This window comes from Salinarimonas chemoclinalis (genome assembly GCF_041514305.1).
GTDB lineage: Bacteria > Pseudomonadota > Alphaproteobacteria > Rhizobiales > Beijerinckiaceae > Salinarimonas > Salinarimonas chemoclinalis.
Genome location: NZ_JBGMWH010000001.1, coordinates 459,039 through 475,855, shown reverse-complemented (window position 1 = coordinate 475,855; position 16,817 = coordinate 459,039). Strand labels below are relative to the sequence as shown.

The following is a 16,817-nucleotide window of genomic DNA, read 5'->3' as shown; positions in this document are numbered from 1 at the left end:
CGGCTCGCCGACCGCGAAGGGTGGGACGAGTGACGGTCGGACACGCGCGCAAGGCCCTGGCGACCATGGCCCTGGCGACGGCGCTCGTGGCCGTGCTCTCTCACGTGCCGGCCTACGCGCAGGGCACGGGTCCCGATCCGATCGCCGGCCGGGTGGCCGCGAGCCCGGAGGCGCGCCTCCTCGTGGAGGCGGACGAACTCGTCTACGACAACGATCGCAACACGGTCGCCGCCGTCGGAAACGTCGAGATGAACTACGACGGCCGCACGCTGCAGGCGGACCGCGTCACCTACGACCGCAACACCGGCCGTGTCTTCGCGCAGGGCAACGCCCGTCTCACGCAGGCCGACGGCACCGTCGTCACCGGCGACCGCTTCGAGCTCACCGAGGATTTCCGCTCGGGCTTCATCGACTCGCTGCGCGTCGAGCAGCCGGTCGTCGATTCGGGCCGCGCCGCGACCGGGCGCTTCACCGCGCCGCGGGCGGAGCGGATCGAGGGCGAGCAGACGATCTTCGCGCGCGGGACCTACACGACCTGCGAGCCCTGCGCGCAGAACCCCAGCCGCCCGCCGCTGTGGCAGGTCAAGGCCGCGCGCATCATCCACGACAACGAAGAGAAGACGATCTACTACGAGAACGCGACGATCGAGTTCGCGGGCGTGCCGATCGCCTACATACCCTACTTCTGGTCGCCGGACCCTTCGGTGCGCCGCAAGACCGGCTTCCTCGCGCCGACGCCGATCATCTCGCAGACGCTCGGCAACGGCGCACGCGTGCCGTTCTTCGTCAACCTGGCGCCGAACTACGACATCACGCTGCGCCCGGCCTACTACTCCCGGCAAGGCTTCCTCGCCGACGCCGAGTGGCGCCATCGACTGATGACGGGCTCGTACTCGATCCGCGCCGCCGGCATCTTCGAGAACGACCCCGCCGCCTTCGGCCGGCGGGAGCCGCCGGAAGGCTTCGACGAGAGCCGCGGCATGATCGAGAGTGTCGGCCGCTTCTCGATCAACCCGCGCTGGTCCTTCGGCTGGGACATCACCATGGTGTCGGACCGCTTCTTCCTCTCGGACTACAACCTGGGCGGCTCTTCCGTCAGCGCGATCTCGACCTACCGCAGCGAGGCGATCTCGTCGCTCTTCCTCACGGGCGTCGGCGAGCGCTCGTTCTTCGAGGCGCGGGGATACTACTTCAAGGGCCTGTCGTCCGCGGACTTCCAGAAGCACCAGCCGATCGTCCATCCGGTGATCGACTACGACCGCCGCTTCGAGGCGCCCTGGGCGATCGGCGGCGAGATCGGGCTCACCGCCAACCTGACGAGCCTCTCGCGCGAGGCGGCCCAGTTCCAGGCCCTCAACCGGAACGGGACGACGATCGTCACGCCCGGGCTGCAGGCGAACTACGAGACCTGCCGCCTCTACGATCGCGACTGCTACGTCTTCGGCGTGTCCGGCACCTACACGCGTGCCTCGATCGAGACGAGCTGGCGGCGTCGCTTCATCGACGACTGGGGCCAGGCCTGGACGCCCTTCGCCTACGCCCGCGCCGACGCGATGTGGTTCTCCCCGAACCTCACCGGCTTCGAGAACGCCAACGTCGCGACGTTCACCGGCCGGGACGACGACGTCCACGGCAGGGTCATGCCGGGCGTCGGGCTCGAGTACAGCTTTCCGCTCACGGGTGAGATACTCGGCGGGACGCAGGTGCTGGAGCCGATCGCGCAGATCGTGGCACGGCCGGACGAGACGCTGATCGGGGACATCCCCAACGAGGACTCCCAGAGCTTCGTCTTCGACGACACCGGCCTGTTCGAGTGGGACAAGTTCACCGGATTCGACCGCAGCGAAGGCGGCGTTCGCGGCAATTACGGGGTCCAATACACCTTCACCGGCACCCGCGGACTGTACCTCCACGCGATGCTGGGGCAATCCGTCCACATCGCCGGGCGCAACGCCTTCGCCGAGCGGGGGCTGCTCGACATCGGGACGGGATCGGGCCTCGAGAACCGCTTCTCGGACGTGGTCGGCCGGTTCGAGGTCAGTCCGTTCCGCGGGTTGCGCGCCGGCGCGCGCGCGCGTTTCGACAATGACGATTTCTCGGTCAAGCGCCTGGAGGCGGACCTCACAGGCGTGGTCGGTCCCTTCTCGGCCACCGTCTACTACGCGAGGCTGTCACCTCAGCCCGAACTCGGCTACACCACTGCACGCGAAGGCATAACTGCGTCGAGCACGCTCTATGTAACGCAGAACTGGTTCATGACGGGCGACATCTCGGTCGATCTGGACAAGTATCGCAACGACACGAGCCGCGGCTTCGATTCGGACGCGATCACGTCCATGACGATCGGTGCCGGTTACGAGGACGAGTGCACGATCTTCACCGTCCAGCTGACGTCGCGTCCGATCGCCGGCGCCACCAGCGGCCAGCGGTACAACCGTACCATTCTCGCGCGCCTGGAGTTGCTGACGCTCGGCTCCGTCGGCTTCAGTCAAGACCTGTCGCAGGATCCGCTCGGCCGCACGCGGACGCAGTGAGCGCGATGGCGAGCCGCGAGCACCGCCCCCTTGCGCTGACGCTCGGCGACCCCGCGGGGATCGGGCCGGAGATCGCGCTCGCGGCCTGGCGTGCCCGCGCCGCGCACGGGCTCGCCCCCTTCGCGCTCCTGGGTGACGTCGACCATCTCGACCGCGTCGCGGGCGCGGCCGGCATCGACGTGCCGGTGCGGTCCGTGGCCTCGATCGAGGCCGTGCCCGCCGTCTTCGACGAGGCCCTGCCGGTGCTCCAGCTGGAGGCGGGCGTGTGCGCCGAGCCCGGCCGACCCGATCCGGCGAACGCGCCCGCGATCCTGGAGTCGATCGAGCGCGCCGTCGCGCTCGCGCGCTCCGGCCGCGCCGGCGGCGTCGTCACCTGCCCCATCGCCAAGTCGGTGCTCTACGAGGCCGGCTTCGCCCATCCCGGCCACACCGAGTTCCTCGCCGCGCTCGCCGCGGAGCCCGGGGAGCCGCCGCCACTCTCCGTGATGATGCTGTGGAGCGAGGGCCTCGCGGTGGTGCCGGTGACGGTCCACATCGCGCTCGCGGAGGTGCCGGGGGCGCTCACGCGCGAGCGCATCCTCGCCGTCGCGCGAGTCGTGGCGCGGGACCTGCGCGAGCGATTCGGCATCGCCGCACCGCGGCTGGCGCTGGCGGGTCTCAACCCGCATTCCGGCGAGGGCGGCGCCATGGGCCGCGAGGAGATCGACACCATCGCCCCGGCGATCGCGGCGCTGCGGGCGGACGGCATCGACGCCTCGGGGCCCCACCCCGCGGACACGCTGTTCCACGCCCGCGCGCGGACGACCTACGACGTCGCGCTCGCCATGTACCACGACCAGGCCCTCGTCCCGATCAAGACCCTCGCCTTCGACGAGGCGGTGAACGTCACGCTCGGCCTGCCCTTCGTCCGCACCTCGCCCGACCACGGCACGGCCTTCGACATCGCCGGGCGCGGTATCGCGCGGCCCGACAGCCTCGTCGCGGCGATCCGGCTCGCAGGACGCCTCGCAGGCGCCGCCGCGCCGGGGCGCGGCCCGTGAGCGCCATCGACGATCTTCCGCCGCTGCGGGAGGTGGTGCGGGAGTTCGACCTCGCGCCGAGGAAGCAGCTCGGCCAGAACTTCCTGTTCGACCTCAACCTGACGAGCCGCATCGCCCGCGCATCGGGGCGGCTCGAGGGTGCGCGCGTGTTCGAGGTCGGCCCGGGCCCCGGCGGCCTCACCCGCGCGCTGCTCGCCGGCGGTGCGGCACACGTGGTCGCGATCGAGCGCGACGCCCGCTGCCTGCCGGCGCTGGCACGGATCGCCGAGCGCTATCCCGGCCGCCTCACCGTCGTCGAGGCGGACGCCGCCGCCTTCGACCCGCGCGCGCTCCTCGTGGACGGCCCGGGCGAGGGACGGCCGCGGATCGTCGCGAACCTGCCCTACAACGTCGGCACCCAGCTGCTCACGGGCTGGGTCGCGCCCCCCGATTGGCCGCCCTTCTGGGAGAGCCTGACGCTGATGTTCCAGCGCGAGGTCGCCGAGCGCATCGTCGCGACACCCGACGAGCGCGCGGCCTACGGCCGGCTCGGCGTGCTCTGCGGCTGGCGCACGCGCGCCGACATCCTGTTCGACGTCCCGCCCTCGGCCTTCGTGCCGTCGCCGAAGGTCACGTCCAGCGTCGTGCGGCTCGACCCGCTCGAGGCCCCGGCCCCCTGCGACGTCCGCGCGCTCGAGGCCGTCACCGCCGCCGCCTTCGGCCAGCGCCGCAAGATGCTGCGCCAGAGCCTGAAGAGCCTGGGCGTCGACCCCGCGGCGCTGATCGAGGCCGCCGGCGTGGCCCCCACGGCCCGGGCGGAGGAGGTGGGCGTCGGCGGTTTCGTGGCGATGGCGCGGGCGCTCGCGGCGGCGCGCGGCGGCGGGTAGGCCCGCGACCGCGTCTCGCCTTGCTCCCGCCGCGCGGACGGGGCATGGTCGCCCGTCGTCGCGGTCGCGCGCGCGTCGCACCCGGCGCGCGAGATCGGAGCCGAAGTCCTTGCCCGCCCACACCGAGAGACGTTCCTTGCCGACATTCTCCCTCCCGCGCCACGTCGGCCTCGCGCTGGCGACCGCGCTCCTCGCGACGACGCTCGCGGGCGGCGGCGCACCCGCGCAGGCGCGCGACGTCGTCGAGCCCGCCCGCTCGCTGTCGGGCAACTTCCTCTCCGGCTACGTCGCCGGGCTCGCCCGCGATCCGGCCGCGGCGGCGACGTTCCTGCGCGAGGCTCTGCTCGACGATCCCGCCAACCCCGAGCTGATGGAGCGCGCCTTCGTCGCCTTCCTCGCGGACGGCGCGATGGGGGACGCGCTGCGCACCGCCGAGCGGATGATCGGCATCGACGCGCAGAACGGGCTCGCCCGGCTGGCGCTCGGCGTCGGCGCGCTGCGGGACGCGCGCTTCGCCGACGCGCTCGCGCGCTTCGAGGACGGAGGGGGCGGCCGCGCCGCCGACCTGACGGCGACCCTCCTCGCCGCCTGGGCGCACGCGGGCGCCCGCGAGGGCGACGCCGCGATGGCGGCGGTCGACCGGCTGGCGGGCGAGCCCGCCTTCGAGATCTTCCGGCTCTACCACGGCGGCCTGCTCGCGTCTTTCCTGGGCCGGCCGGACGAGGCCGAGGAACGCCTCGCCGCCGCCTACGACATGCAGCCGACGGCGCTCTCCATCGTCGACGCCTACGCCCGCCACATCGCGCGGCGCGGACGCACCCAGGAGGCGATCGGCGTCTACGAGGCCTTCCTCGAGCGGATTCGACGCCATCCGCTCGCCGAGGCGCGCATCGCCGCGCTGCGGGCCGGCGAGCGCCCCGGACGTCCGGCGACCTCGATCGCGGAGGGGGCGGCCGAGGTGCTCTACGCGCTCGGCTCCGCCGGGAACGCGCAGGGCGACGAGATGCCCACCATCATCTACCTGCGGCTCGCGCTCCACCTCGCGCCCGCGCACGAGATGTCCCTCCTCACGCTGGCCGACGTCTTCGCGCGCATGGACCGCGCGCAGGACGCGATCCTGCTCTACGAGCAGGTCGACGCCGCCTCGCCGCTCCACGTGGAGGCGGACATCCAGGTCGCGAACCTGCTCGAGCGGCTCGACCGCAAGGCGGAGGCCGAGTCGCGCCTGCGCGTGCTGATGGCGGAGCGGCCGGACGACCTCGAGGTCGTCACCGCGCTCGCGAACATCCTGCGCGTGCGCAAGCAATGGACCGACGCCGCGGACTACTACACGCGCGCCCTCGATCTGATCGGCGAGCCGACGCCGGCGCATTGGCCGCTGTTCTACTTCCGTGGCGCGTCCTATGAGCGCGCGAAGCAATGGCCGAAGGCCGAGGCCGACCTGAAGCGCGCGCTGGAGCTCGTGCCGGAGGGCTCCTCCATCGGGCGCGCGCAGGTGCTCAACTATCTCGGCTATTCCTGGGTCGACATGGGCATCAACATCGAGGAGGCGTTCGACATGCTGAAGGAGGCGGTGGCGCTCTCGCCCCGCGACGGCATGATCATCGACTCGCTCGGCTGGGCCTATTATCGGCTGGGCCGCTGGGACGACGCCGTGCGCGAGCTCGAGCGCGCCGTGGAGCTGGAGCCCGCGGACCCGGTGATCAACGACCACCTGGGCGACGCCTACTGGCGTGTCGGCCGCAGGCTCGAGGCGCGATTCCAGTGGCAGCACGCACTCGACAACGATCCCGAGCCCGAGGAGCGCGAGAAGATCCTGCGCAAGCTCGAGGTCGGGCTCGAGGACGAGCCGGCGCCCGAGGCGGCGCAGGCGCCGCGCACCGGCGCGAACGGCGGCTGAGCCCGCCGTGTCCGAGCCGCTGACCGCCTTCGCGGCGGCGAAGGTGAACCTCACGCTCGCCGTCCTCGGGCGGCGGGAGGACGGCTATCACCTGCTCTCGAGCCTCGTCGCCTTCGCCGAGGTGGGCGACGACCTGACACTCGTGCCCGGCGGCGAACTCGCGCTCTCGGTCGGGGGACCCCGCGCGGCCGCGCTCTCGGCGGACGCCGACAATCTCGTCCTGAAGGCGGCCCGCGCGCTCGCCGAGCGGGTGCCGGGCCTCGTATCGGGGCGGTTTCGCCTGACGAAACGCCTGCCGGTGGCCTCGGGCATCGGCGGTGGCTCGGCCGACGCGGCGGCGGCGCTGCGCCTGCTCGCCCGCGCCAACGACCTCGCCCTCGACGATCCGCGGGTCGTCGAGGCGGCGCGCGGGACCGGCGCCGACGTTCCCGTGTGCCTCGCCGGGCGCTTGTGCGTGATGGAGGGGATCGGCGAGGCGCTCGGCGCCGCCCTGCCCTGCCCGGCGCTGCCGGCGGTCCTGGTCAACCCGGGCATCCCGATCGAGACGCGCGCGGTGTTCGGCGAACTCGCCCTCCCGCCGGGCGCGCTGCGCGACGGCCCGCCCCCGCCGGAGCCGTCGGCGGGCATGTCGGATGGCATGTCGACGGGCGCGCTGATCGCGCTCCTGCGCCAAGGGGGCAACGACCTAGAAGCCCCCGCGACGCGCCTCGCGCCGCCGATCGCGCGCGCGATGGCCCTGGTCGCGGCGACACCCGCCTGCCGCCTCGCGCGCATGTCGGGCTCCGGGGCCACGGTGTTCGGCCTCTACGAGAGCGACGCGGCCGCCGCAGCCGCGGCCGCACGCCTGTCGAAGGCGCGGCCGGGCTGGTGGATCGCCGCGACGCGGCTCGGGCCGGCTCAGGAGCGTGCGCCGACCGTGCGCAGGGCCCGGATCAACGCGCCGAGGACGGCCTCGCCCTGATCGGAGAAGGCGACGCGGTTCGCCTCCTCCGTCACGAGGCCCGCATCGCGCAGTTCCCGGATCGCGTCCTCGTCGGCATGTTGGCCGGCCCCGTCGTGGCGCACGACACCGGTGACGGGCTCGCCGCTCTCGAGCTGGTGGTAGGCCGCGAAGGCGAACACGGCGAGCGCCTTGTCGGAGAGCGGTGGCGGGGTCTGCGGATCGGCCTGGGCCTGTGCGATGCCGTGCTCGGGCATGGGGGGCTCCTCGTCCGTCGAGTGTCTAGGATCGCGGGACAACGCACGAGACGGCGGAAGGGTGCAGGGAAGCTTCGCGGCAGGCGGCGAGTTATCGCGTCTTGAGAGGAGCGAAAATTCCTCGCATCATCCGCTTCGTCGGCAGGGAGAGCATCATCCATGACCCGAGCCTCGCAACGGCCGCGCGCAGCGGCCCATGTCCTCGCCGCGACTCTCCTCGGGGCGAGCGCGTTCGCCGGCGAGGTCCGGCCCGCCACGGCCCAGGACCACGGTGCGATCATCGAGATCTGCTCCCCAACGGGAAATATCGTCAATGTCCGGCGAGGACCGGGGATCGAGTTCGACGTGCTCGCGTCGCTGGAGAATGCGACCATGCTGCGCGTGAAGTCGGGAGATCCCCGCCACGCCGGTGCGTGGGTCGAGGTACAGCTGATCGACGACGCGCAGGCCGAGCTCGCCGGAAGCCGGCTGCGCGGCTTCGTCTGGTCGCCGCTCCTGAGGGCCGACGGCATGTGCGACGTGCTGCACGACCCGGCCGTCGCGGGTCTCCCGTCCTCTCGCATCGGCACAGAAGGGGGGCGGCTCGTCACCCTCGGCCCGTGGGACCCGACGCACGACATGATCCTGCGCCACGACGGTCACCCGCAGGTCGATCGCCTCTTGGCTGCGGCGGACGCATACTGGGAGAGCAACCCGGACCTCGAATGGAACCCCTATCCCGACGAGCCCACCGACACCGAGGTCGCCAGCGGCGGCGGCGACCCCGCCGTCGCCGCCGCTGCGCCCAGGCAGGACGGCGCGGCCGCTCGCCCGCAGGCGACGACGCCGCGGGCCGGGAATGCGGCGGACATCGCGGCGCGGTTGAAGGCGGCGTTCGCGGCCATGCCCGAGGGGCCACAAGGCCCCCTGACCCTGATACGCAGGGGGACGCCTTTCGCCACGTACCAGTACCGTGACGGCACGTTCGTCGGCAGCCGTCACAACGGGATGTTCATCGCCCGTGTCGACGCGCCCGGCATCATCGACACGCCCTATGTGTCTCCCAACGGCTCGGGGCCGTACGTCGTGGTGGACGGATCCTCCGTTCTGCAGGTGTCGAGTTCCGAGGGGAGCGACAAGATCCATCACGTCGACCACAACGATGCCCAGGGACGTCGCGTCTCGAGGCTCGGCGGCGCCGCCTACGGCTTCGTCGAGGGAATCGGCATGCCGCGAATCACCGGCATCTTCCCGAGCGGAGACGGGCGGGCCTTCGTCCATGCGAGCTTGAACTCCAAAGGAGACTCCGCGATTTACGTGACGGATGGACGGTATTTCGAGGAAATTCATCGCTATGAAGCCTCGGCTCCCCTGTCGATCCGGAGGTTCGCGGACGGAGCCGTGCTCGTATCGCGGCACGTGGATCGTGGCAGACCGGGCAGCTACGTCGTTTACGAATATTTCGTCCTCGAAGGAAACGATCTGGTTCGAGTCCATACGCACCGCAGGGACGAAGCGGTGCCCTACTCGATCCTCGCGGGGAAGAACGGCCGCGCGTTTCTGCTGCAGGGCAACTCTCCCGACAACCGGCTCTACGTCGCCGACGCGCAGGGGCTCCGCCTCATCGGCGAAGGAGACGCGGGACGAAAGATCCTGACCGGCAGCATCGTCGTCTGGAACGACGTCGCGGCGTGGCTCGAGACCTGGGAGGGAGATTGCGGCACGCACAGGCAGTGCTCTGCCGTGATGGTATCCGACCGCGGCGGCCCGGGCGTCGAGGTGGCGCGCGCCAACGACGCCCGGGAGGGCAGTTCCTTCTCGAACCTCTTCCTGATCGACGGCGTTCCCGCGGTGAATTGGAGCAACGAGCTCGCGGTCGTCGTCGACGGGACCCCGGTACCCGTCGGCGAGAGGGTGCAGACGGTCCTCGAGGCCACGTCGAACCGTCTCGTTCTCCTGGACCAGGCCGACGTCCTCGTCACCATCGCCTACTGACGGCGGCACTGCCGGAGCAGGTCTACCCCCGACGTGCATGGCCTCAAAAACCCGTGTACAGATGTACCCGGGCGCGCGCGCGTGCTGCGCGGTGGGTGAAAAATCAAGCCGCAGCGCCTAAATAGGGAAGACGAATCGAACTCGTGAGGGGGCGATCCCGCCGCACGTCGCGGCGCGCTCCAGGGACCCGTTCATGGCAGAGCCTGCGACCAATCTCGACACCGACGCCTACGGCGCCGAATCCATCAAGGTGCTGAAGGGGCTCGACGCGGTCCGCAAGCGGCCGGGCATGTACATCGGCGACACGGACGACGGCTCCGGCCTGCACCACATGGTCTACGAGGTCGTCGACAACGCGATCGACGAGGCGCTGGCCGGCCACGCCACGGCGGTGAACGTGACGCTCAACGCCGACGGCTCGGTGACGGTCTCCGACAACGGCCGCGGCATCCCCACCGACATCCATTCCGGCGAAGGCGTCTCGGCGGCCGAGGTCATCATGACCCAGCTGCACGCGGGCGGTAAGTTCGACCAGAACTCCTACAAGGTCTCCGGCGGCCTGCACGGGGTCGGCGTCTCCGTCGTCAACGCGCTCTCCACCTGGTTGAAGTTGCGCATCTGGCGCAACGGCAAGGAGCACTTCATGGAGTTCGCGCACGGCGTGCCGGTGGCGCCGCTCGCGGTGGTGGGGGAGGCCGACGGGCGGCGGGGCACGGAAGTGTCGTTCATGCCCTCGCAGCAGACCTTCACGATGGTGGAGTTCGACTACGGCACGCTCGAGCATCGCCTGCGCGAGCTCGCCTTCCTGAACTCGGGCGTGCGCATCATCCTCTCCGACAATCGACACGCGGAGAAGAAGCGCGAGGAGCTGATGTACGAGGGCGGCACGGAGGCCTTCGTGCGCTACCTCGACCGGGCGAAGAGCCCGCTCGTTCAGAAGCCGATCATGCTCAAGGCGGAGCGCGAGGGCATCGCGGTGGAGGTCGCCCTGTGGTGGAACGACAGCTACCACGAGAACGTGCTGTGCTTCACCAACAACATCCCGCAGCGCGACGGCGGCACCCACCTCGCCGGCTTCCGCGCCGCACTGACCCGCCAGATCACCAGCTACGCGGAATCGACCGGCCTCACGAAGAAGGAGAAGGTGACGCTCACCGGCGACGATTGCCGCGAGGGCCTGACCGCCGTCGTCTCCGTGAAGGTGCCGGACCCGAAGTTCTCCTCGCAGACGAAGGACAAGCTCGTCTCCTCCGAGGTGCGACCGGCGGTCGAGAACGTCGTCAACGAGGCGCTGCGCGACTTCCTCGAGACGCACCCCGCCGAAGGCAAGACCATCGCCTCCAAGGTGGTCGAGGCCGCCGCCGCCCGCGAGGCGGCGCGCAAGGCGCGCGAGCTCACCCGCCGCAAGGGCGCGCTCGACGTCGCCTCGCTCCCCGGCAAGCTCGCCGATTGCCAGGAGCGCGACCCGGCCAAGGCCGAGCTGTTCATCGTCGAGGGCGATTCCGCCGGCGGCTCCGCCAAGCAGGGCCGCGCGCGCGAGTACCAGGCGGTGCTGCCGCTGCGCGGCAAGATCCTCAACGTGGAGCGCGCGCGCTTCGACAAGATGCTGTCCTCCCAGGAGATCGGCACGCTGATCACCGCGCTCGGCACCGGCATCGGGCGCGAGGAGTTCAACCCGGACAAGCTGCGCTACCACAAGATCATCATCATGACGGACGCGGACGTGGACGGCTCCCACATCCGTACGCTTCTCTTGACGTTCTTCTTCCGGCAGATGCCCGAATTGATCGAGCGCGGGCACCTCTACATCGCGCAGCCGCCGCTCTACAAGGTCGGGCGCGGCAAGAGCTCGATCTACGCCAAGGACGAGCGCGCGCTCGAGGACTACCTGATCGAGACCGGCATGGCCGACGCGCAGCTCAGGCTGGCGACCGGGGTCGTCTTCCAGGGCGAGCAGCTCAAGGCGCTCGTCGACGAGGCGCGCACGGTGCGCAACATCATCAACGGCCTGCACTCGCGCTACCGCCGTTTCGTCGTCGAGCAGGCGGCGATCGCCGGCGTGCTGCGCCCGCAGCTCGTCGACGATCCGGACGCCGCCGGGCAGGCGGCCGCCTACGTCGCCCGGCGCCTCGACGCGATCTCGGAGGAGACCGAGCGCGGCTGGACCGGCGAGGTCCGCGATCACGGCTTCGTCTTCACCCGCACGCTGCGCGGCGTGACGCAGGTGGAGGTGCTCGACGCCGCGCTGCTCGAGAGCCAGGAGGCCAAGCGCCTCGACGAGCGCGCCGGCAAGCTCCAGGACATCTACGATCGCCCGGTCGAGCTCGTCCGCAAGGCCGAGACCCGCACGCTCTACGGCCCGAGCGCCCTGTTCGAGGCGGCCATGAGCGTCGGGCAGAAGGGCATCACCCTCCAGCGCTACAAGGGCCTGGGCGAGATGAACCCCGACCAGCTCTGGGAGACCACGCTGGACCGCGAGGCCCGCTCGCTCCTGCAGGTGAGGGTCAAGGACGTGGCGGACGCCGACGACCTCTTCGTCAAGCTGATGGGCGACGTGGTCGAGCCGCGCCGCGAGTTCATCCAGGACAACGCGTTGAGCGTGTCGAACCTGGACGTGTGAGACCGTGTCGGGCTGCGCATGATGGTGCGTCTCGCCTGGGTTTCGGCGCGGGGCTCTTCGTCGGCTACCAGGGCAGCGGCGACGGTGTGAGCGTCTCCTGCTCGAGCCGACGCCCTTCTCCAGCGATGCCTGCGGCGGAACCCAGAGTGTCGAGCAGGACGGGGCACATGAGAAAGGGCGTGACCTCCCGCTCGAGTTCACGCTCCATGAACCGCACGATCTCGAAGCCGGCCTCGTCGATGTCGCCCCAGTGGAAGAATGCGGCGCCGGGGTCCGCGTCGCGCAGACGCCGGAGGAAGCCGACGACGGTCTGGGCCGGAAAGCCGCCCGTGTAGACCACGATGTGCCGCGGCTCCCGGATCTCGCGCACATACCGGTTGAAGGTCGCGAGGTTCTCGATGGTGAGGATGGCGCGACGGCCGGTGGCACGCAGGCACAAGCCTCCGAACCAGGTCGGATCGATGCAGACGTACGGGAACGCCGTGCCCGGCAGCCACGTATCGGCGTCCGGAGGCGGGAAGTGGACATCGAACCCGCCGGAAGCCAGGATCTGGGGCATGAACCGCTCGAGGCCGAGACGCGCGAGAACGTCCTCGTCGGACTCGCCTTCCGCTCCGACCCGCCGCAGCATCTGGCACAGCATGCCCTGATGGGTCTCGAGCGCCTTGCTGAGTCCGACGGTGCGCACCGAGAAAGTCCGCCGATCGAGGCCCCGCCCCTCGCCGGCCAGAAGAGCCCGCAGAAGCGCGAAGCGTTCGACGGCTTTCCGAGTTGTTTGCTCGTCTGGCCTCAGGCCAAAGGCGGACTCACCGCGTCGCCATCGTGCGACGCACGCGCTCAGGAGCTGCGTGAGCGCCATGTCCATCGAGACTGCCTGCTCGACGGCATTCTCCAGCCTCTGTGCCTGGTCTGCAAACCGTGCGATGCCGAGGTGACGCGCGAGGCCGGCGGGATCGAGGAGCACCACACGATCGATCAGGTGTCGCGCGCCCCGCCGACGAACGAGGAAGACGACGTTCGCACGCTCGAGCATCTCGAGGCTGCGCTCGAGCGCCTCGCGAGCATCCGCGCGCCGCGGGATCCGCTCGTAGTCGACACGCATACTCACGCGCCTGGCCACCGCTGCCCGGTCTCCTCGCCGCAGGAGGGCGAGGAGGATGCTTCGCGCCGGACTGTCGTCGATCGCCTCCACGCCGATCACTCCGCGGCCGTCTTGTCACGCTGTTCCAGCATCCGTCGCCGGAACGCGTCGAAGTCGTGCAGACGCGGGTTCTCCTCCAGGAAGGTCTCGTGCGTGCGCGCCTTGATGCGCTGAACTTCGACGGTGAAGTGACGCCCGCTGCGTGCGATCGAGATCACGGTCTGCACCATCTGCGAGAAGGTGATGCGCTTGCTGTCGGGCGCCGCTAGAAAGACCTGGAGGCCGATCTCGTCCATGAAGTCGAGGCAGCTCCGTATCGAGGCGTCGTCCATCTTACCGAAAGCCTCGTCGAACAGGGCGAGGGGAACGCCGCCGTCATGGGCCTGATTCCCGGGATAGGCGGCGCTCTTGATCGCAGCCGCGAGCGCGACGTAGAACGGCGCCTGGACCTGCCCGCCGGACGCCGTCCCCAGACGCTTGGAGAGGTCGGTCTGCTCCCTCCCATTCTCGTCCTTCATCACCACGTCGTAGGTGAAGTACAGCTTCGGATCGGTGATCTCGTCGATGTTGCGATCAGGGTCGTCGACGAAGCCCTCCAGCTCCGCGAGCGCCTTCCCGAGCCCGTCGTCGAGCTCGCTTCGCCGTTCGAAGAGCGAGCCCTCCCAGGCGACGTCGGATCCGGCCTCGATCAGCGAGAGCATATGCTCGCGGTCGGGGTCGCGGCGCTTGACGAAGCCCAGCGTCAAGCCGTGGAAAGGCGTCTTCGCGAGCTGCCGATTGAGGTTGCGGAATTCCTGCTCGATCTTCTCGATCTCGTCGCGCATCTTGGCGATGAAGTCGCCGACGAGCTGCTCCCGCACGCTATCCAGCGCGTCCTGAGCCTTCTGGCGATAGTTCAGGAGCTCGTTCTCGACGAGCCGGTGTCGTTCCGCATCGATCCAGGCTCCGATCTCGGCGATGTCGCGTTCCTCGTTCCGCAGGCAGTCGGGCGCTGCGACGTCGTGCAGGCGCAGGTACTCGCCGAGCGCCTCGAGCAGGCGATCGCGAACGCGCTGAAGGATGGGGTTGTTGCGGCGGACGCGCTCATCGACGTCCGCGATGAAGCGCTCGATGGTCGCGTCGTCGAAGCTCAGCTCACGGGCGGCTGCGTAGGCCAGGGCGGTCGCACCCTCCTCGCCGCGCGGATGGATGTCGTCCCAGTAGGTCTCGATCTGCTCGAGATGCAACGCCGGGTCCGCCATCTCCTCGATCACTCGGGATCCGGCGAGATCGGCGTCCGTCTCCTCGGCTCGCAGCGCGGTCAGCGTCGCGCGTAGCGCCTCGGCCTTCTCCTCGCCGCGCGCGATGCGCAGGCGTCGATCGGTGACCGCGGCATCGGCGGCGCCGAGCGCCGCATCCGCCGCCTCGATCTGCGCCTCGAAGTCCTCTGCGCTCTCCTCGAGCTCCTCGAGCCGATCCTCGCACCGCTCGAACTCGCCCTCGACGAAGCCCAGGCGCCGCAGGATGTCGGCCAGCGGGAGCTTGCGCGCCTCCTCGAGCGCCTCGAGCACGCGAGACACGTCGCGCTCGCGTTCGCGCAGGCGCAGCGCGTCTCGTGTCGCGCGATCGAGGTCGCCTCGCCGCTCGTCGATCTCGACCGCGAGGCTCGACAGATGGTCCCGAGAGCCGGCGCGCCCGAGCAGATAGCGGTCGGGACGCTCCAGCTTGCGCACGACCCGCGAGCCGGACGACATCAGGTCCTTGGTGATCGCGCTGCCGTGCCGGCGGGATTCGGACGCCGTCTCGACCATCATGACGCCGCCGAGCCGGAAGTCGATGAACGCGCGCGCATGCGGGTTCGCCGTCAGGACCATCGTCGCGAGAGAGCCGTTCTTCGCGGGCTGCGTGCCTGCGGTCTTGGTCGTGTCGACCACCTGCGCCCCCCGGACGCCGGCCGCACGATAGGCATCGAAGGCTCGGTCGTATTCCGCGGGATCGACGATGAGCGCCTCGCGCGCGGGACCGAGCGCCGCCTCTGCGGCGTCGCGCCAGCTCTCGTCGGCGATGGCGTCTACCGCCTCGCAAAGAGCCATGCTGTCGATACCGGCGCGTTTCAGCGTCGCCATGAGAGGAAGGGTCGTGCGATGGTCGAGCGGGAGCTTGCCCTCGCCGACGCGCGCCAGGTTCTCCTCGAGGCGGGCGATGTCCTCCTCGATCGCGTCGCGCTCCTGCTCGGCCTTCGCGGCGAGCCTTCCGATCTTCTCCCGCAGCGTCTCGAGATCGGCCCGCAGGCTCCCGCGAAGGAGCGCCCCGAGCTGCTCGTCGATGTCGCCCGGCACGGGCTCGGGGATGCGCTCGAGCCGATCGGCGAGGCCGCCGTTGAACTCACGCGCTGTCGCAACCAGCGCACGGGTGACGTCGATGGCCCGAGCGGCGGGAGCGAGCTCCTGGACAGCGCGCGCCTTCTTCTCCTCGAGAAGGCGAATCTCGCTACGAAGCCCCTCGCGCTCGCGCTCGACGGACGATTCAGCGCGTCGTCGAACGACGTCGTCCCTGGCTTCCTTGGCTCGCGTCCGCTCGGCTTCCAGCTCGGTGAGGCGGGCGGCGATCTCCACGATCTCGCCGAGGCATGCGTCGAGCTGGCTTCGTGTGTCGCGGCGCCTGCGCTGGACCCGCAGGAGCTTGGCGTGCTCCAGGACCAGCCTCTGGCGGCCGACGAGATTGCGGCGGTAGACCACCTCGCGATGGGCTTCGCCGACCTTGCCGATGTCCTCGATCCGCTTCTCGAGCTGGGTGATCCGCTCCTTGATCGCCTTGTAGCTCGCCATCGACTCGCGCAAGCCGGAGATGTCCACCCGCTCGTTCGTGAGGATGTTCTTGCGAATGAACTCGTTGGGATTGACCGCCGACTTGAACTGGACGGCGTTGCGCAGGCTGCGCATGAAGCGCTGGTGGTCCATCTGTCCGCGTCGCGGGCCCAGCACGGTCGCGTATTCGGCGATGAACCGCGTCGCATTCGGGAACTTCTCGATGTGCGCGCCCTCCGCCTCGAGCCGCGCCTTGACGTCGGCGAACGAGAGAGCCTCGATCCACGGACCTTCGGTATCAACTCCGGATTGCGTCACGTCGGCAGCCCGCAGGATGCGATCGTGCACTATGAAGGGCGCCTCGTCGCGGACGCGACCCTCGCCGAGCTTCGCGGCCATGCTGATGCCGATCGTGATCTCCTCGCCGGTCGCCTTGTGCTTGAAGCCGAGCATGAGCCATGTCAGGCACTGGGATCGAATGCCGTCGTGAGCGTCGGACACGTCGTCGAGGACACCCAAGCAGTATGCGAGAACCGTCCGTTTCGTCTCCACGCTCTGCTGCGCAGAGGAATTGAGGCGATAGTGGTGGGCGGAATTCCCCGACAGGACGACCTGGATGCCGTCGATGATCGAGCTCTTGCCCGTGCCGTTGGCGCCGACGAGCGCGACCCCGCCTTCGATCGCGATGTCGTCTGCGGCGAACAGATACCAGTTCACGAAGGAGATGTTGCGCAGCTCGAAGAAGGTCGGCCTCATCGC

Annotated in this window: 10 protein-coding genes; 7 read left to right on the top strand and 3 right to left on the bottom strand. The window is 70.1% G+C overall.

The window, feature by feature from the left end:
• Nucleotides 1-29: 29 nt before the first annotated feature.
• The 5 genes from AB9M23_RS02165 (at nucleotide 30) to AB9M23_RS02145 (ending at nucleotide 7,301) form a co-directional block, all read left to right on the top strand.
• On the top strand, nucleotides 30-2,534 hold the full coding sequence (locus AB9M23_RS02165; protein ID WP_372422124.1) for an LPS-assembly protein LptD: 2,505 nt from the start codon (nucleotides 30-32) through the stop codon (nucleotides 2,532-2,534).
• A 5-nt stretch (nucleotides 2,535-2,539) separates the two neighbouring features.
• Nucleotides 2,540-3,574 (top strand): 4-hydroxythreonine-4-phosphate dehydrogenase PdxA, encoded by a 1,035-nt coding sequence (pdxA, locus tag AB9M23_RS02160; RefSeq protein ID WP_372422123.1) that lies wholly within the window; start codon nucleotides 2,540-2,542, stop codon nucleotides 3,572-3,574.
• On the top strand, nucleotides 3,571-4,440 hold the full coding sequence (rsmA, locus tag AB9M23_RS02155) for a 16S rRNA (adenine(1518)-N(6)/adenine(1519)-N(6))-dimethyltransferase RsmA (protein WP_372422122.1): 870 nt from the start codon (nucleotides 3,571-3,573) through the stop codon (nucleotides 4,438-4,440). The genes pdxA and rsmA overlap by 4 nt, the downstream gene beginning before the upstream one ends.
• Before the next feature lie 136 nt (nucleotides 4,441-4,576).
• Nucleotides 4,577-6,340 carry a tetratricopeptide repeat protein gene (locus tag AB9M23_RS02150; RefSeq protein ID WP_372422121.1) on the top strand — a complete coding sequence of 588 codons (1,764 nt, stop codon included), beginning with the start codon at nucleotides 4,577-4,579 and terminating at the stop codon, nucleotides 6,338-6,340.
• 7 nt (nucleotides 6,341-6,347) lie between these two features.
• On the top strand, nucleotides 6,348-7,301 hold the full coding sequence (locus AB9M23_RS02145) for a 4-(cytidine 5'-diphospho)-2-C-methyl-D-erythritol kinase (protein ID WP_372422120.1): 954 nt from the start codon (nucleotides 6,348-6,350) through the stop codon (nucleotides 7,299-7,301).
• On the opposite strand, the gene AB9M23_RS02140 is transcribed toward AB9M23_RS02145, so the two are convergent.
• Complete coding sequence (locus tag AB9M23_RS02140; RefSeq protein WP_372422119.1) at nucleotides 7,238-7,537, bottom strand: hypothetical protein; 300 nt, start codon at nucleotides 7,535-7,537, stop codon at nucleotides 7,238-7,240. The genes AB9M23_RS02145 and AB9M23_RS02140 overlap by 64 nt on opposite strands.
• A 159-nt stretch (nucleotides 7,538-7,696) precedes the next feature.
• Between AB9M23_RS02140 and AB9M23_RS02135 the strand changes: the two genes are divergently transcribed.
• Nucleotides 7,697-9,511 carry an SH3 domain-containing protein gene (locus AB9M23_RS02135; protein ID WP_372422118.1) on the top strand — a complete coding sequence of 605 codons (1,815 nt, stop codon included), beginning with the start codon at nucleotides 7,697-7,699 and terminating at the stop codon, nucleotides 9,509-9,511.
• Between the two features lie 193 nt (nucleotides 9,512-9,704).
• Complete coding sequence (gyrB, locus tag AB9M23_RS02130; RefSeq protein WP_372422117.1) at nucleotides 9,705-12,131, top strand: DNA topoisomerase (ATP-hydrolyzing) subunit B; 2,427 nt, start codon at nucleotides 9,705-9,707, stop codon at nucleotides 12,129-12,131.
• Between the two features lie 64 nt (nucleotides 12,132-12,195).
• Here gyrB and AB9M23_RS02125 read toward each other — a convergent pair whose 3' ends face one another.
• Both AB9M23_RS02125 and AB9M23_RS02120 read right to left on the bottom strand, forming a co-directional pair.
• Nucleotides 12,196-13,323, bottom strand: coding sequence for a Wadjet anti-phage system protein JetD domain-containing protein (locus tag AB9M23_RS02125; RefSeq protein WP_372422116.1), 1,128 nt, complete (start codon nucleotides 13,321-13,323; stop codon nucleotides 12,196-12,198).
• Nucleotides 13,324-13,328: 5 nt separating this feature from the next.
• Entirely contained in the window at nucleotides 13,329-16,814 is a 3,486-nt protein-coding gene (locus AB9M23_RS02120; protein WP_372422115.1) for an SbcC/MukB-like Walker B domain-containing protein, read from the bottom strand.
• Nucleotides 16,815-16,817: the final 3 nt, after the last annotated feature.

What these genes read in the sequence shown, in the direction of transcription:
- pdxA (WP_372422123.1), top strand. Translation starts at nt 2,540, where the DNA reads ATGGCGAGCCGCGAGCACCGCCCCCTTGCGCTGACGCTCGGCGACCCC.
- AB9M23_RS02140 (WP_372422119.1), bottom strand. Translation starts at nt 7,537, where the DNA reads ATGCCCGAGCACGGCATCGCACAGGCCCAGGCCGATCCGCAGACCCCG.
- AB9M23_RS02135 (WP_372422118.1), top strand. Translation starts at nt 7,697, where the DNA reads ATGACCCGAGCCTCGCAACGGCCGCGCGCAGCGGCCCATGTCCTCGCC.
- gyrB (WP_372422117.1), top strand. Translation starts at nt 9,705, where the DNA reads ATGGCAGAGCCTGCGACCAATCTCGACACCGACGCCTACGGCGCCGAA.
- AB9M23_RS02120 (WP_372422115.1), bottom strand. Translation starts at nt 16,814, where the DNA reads ATGAGGCCGACCTTCTTCGAGCTGCGCAACATCTCCTTCGTGAACTGG.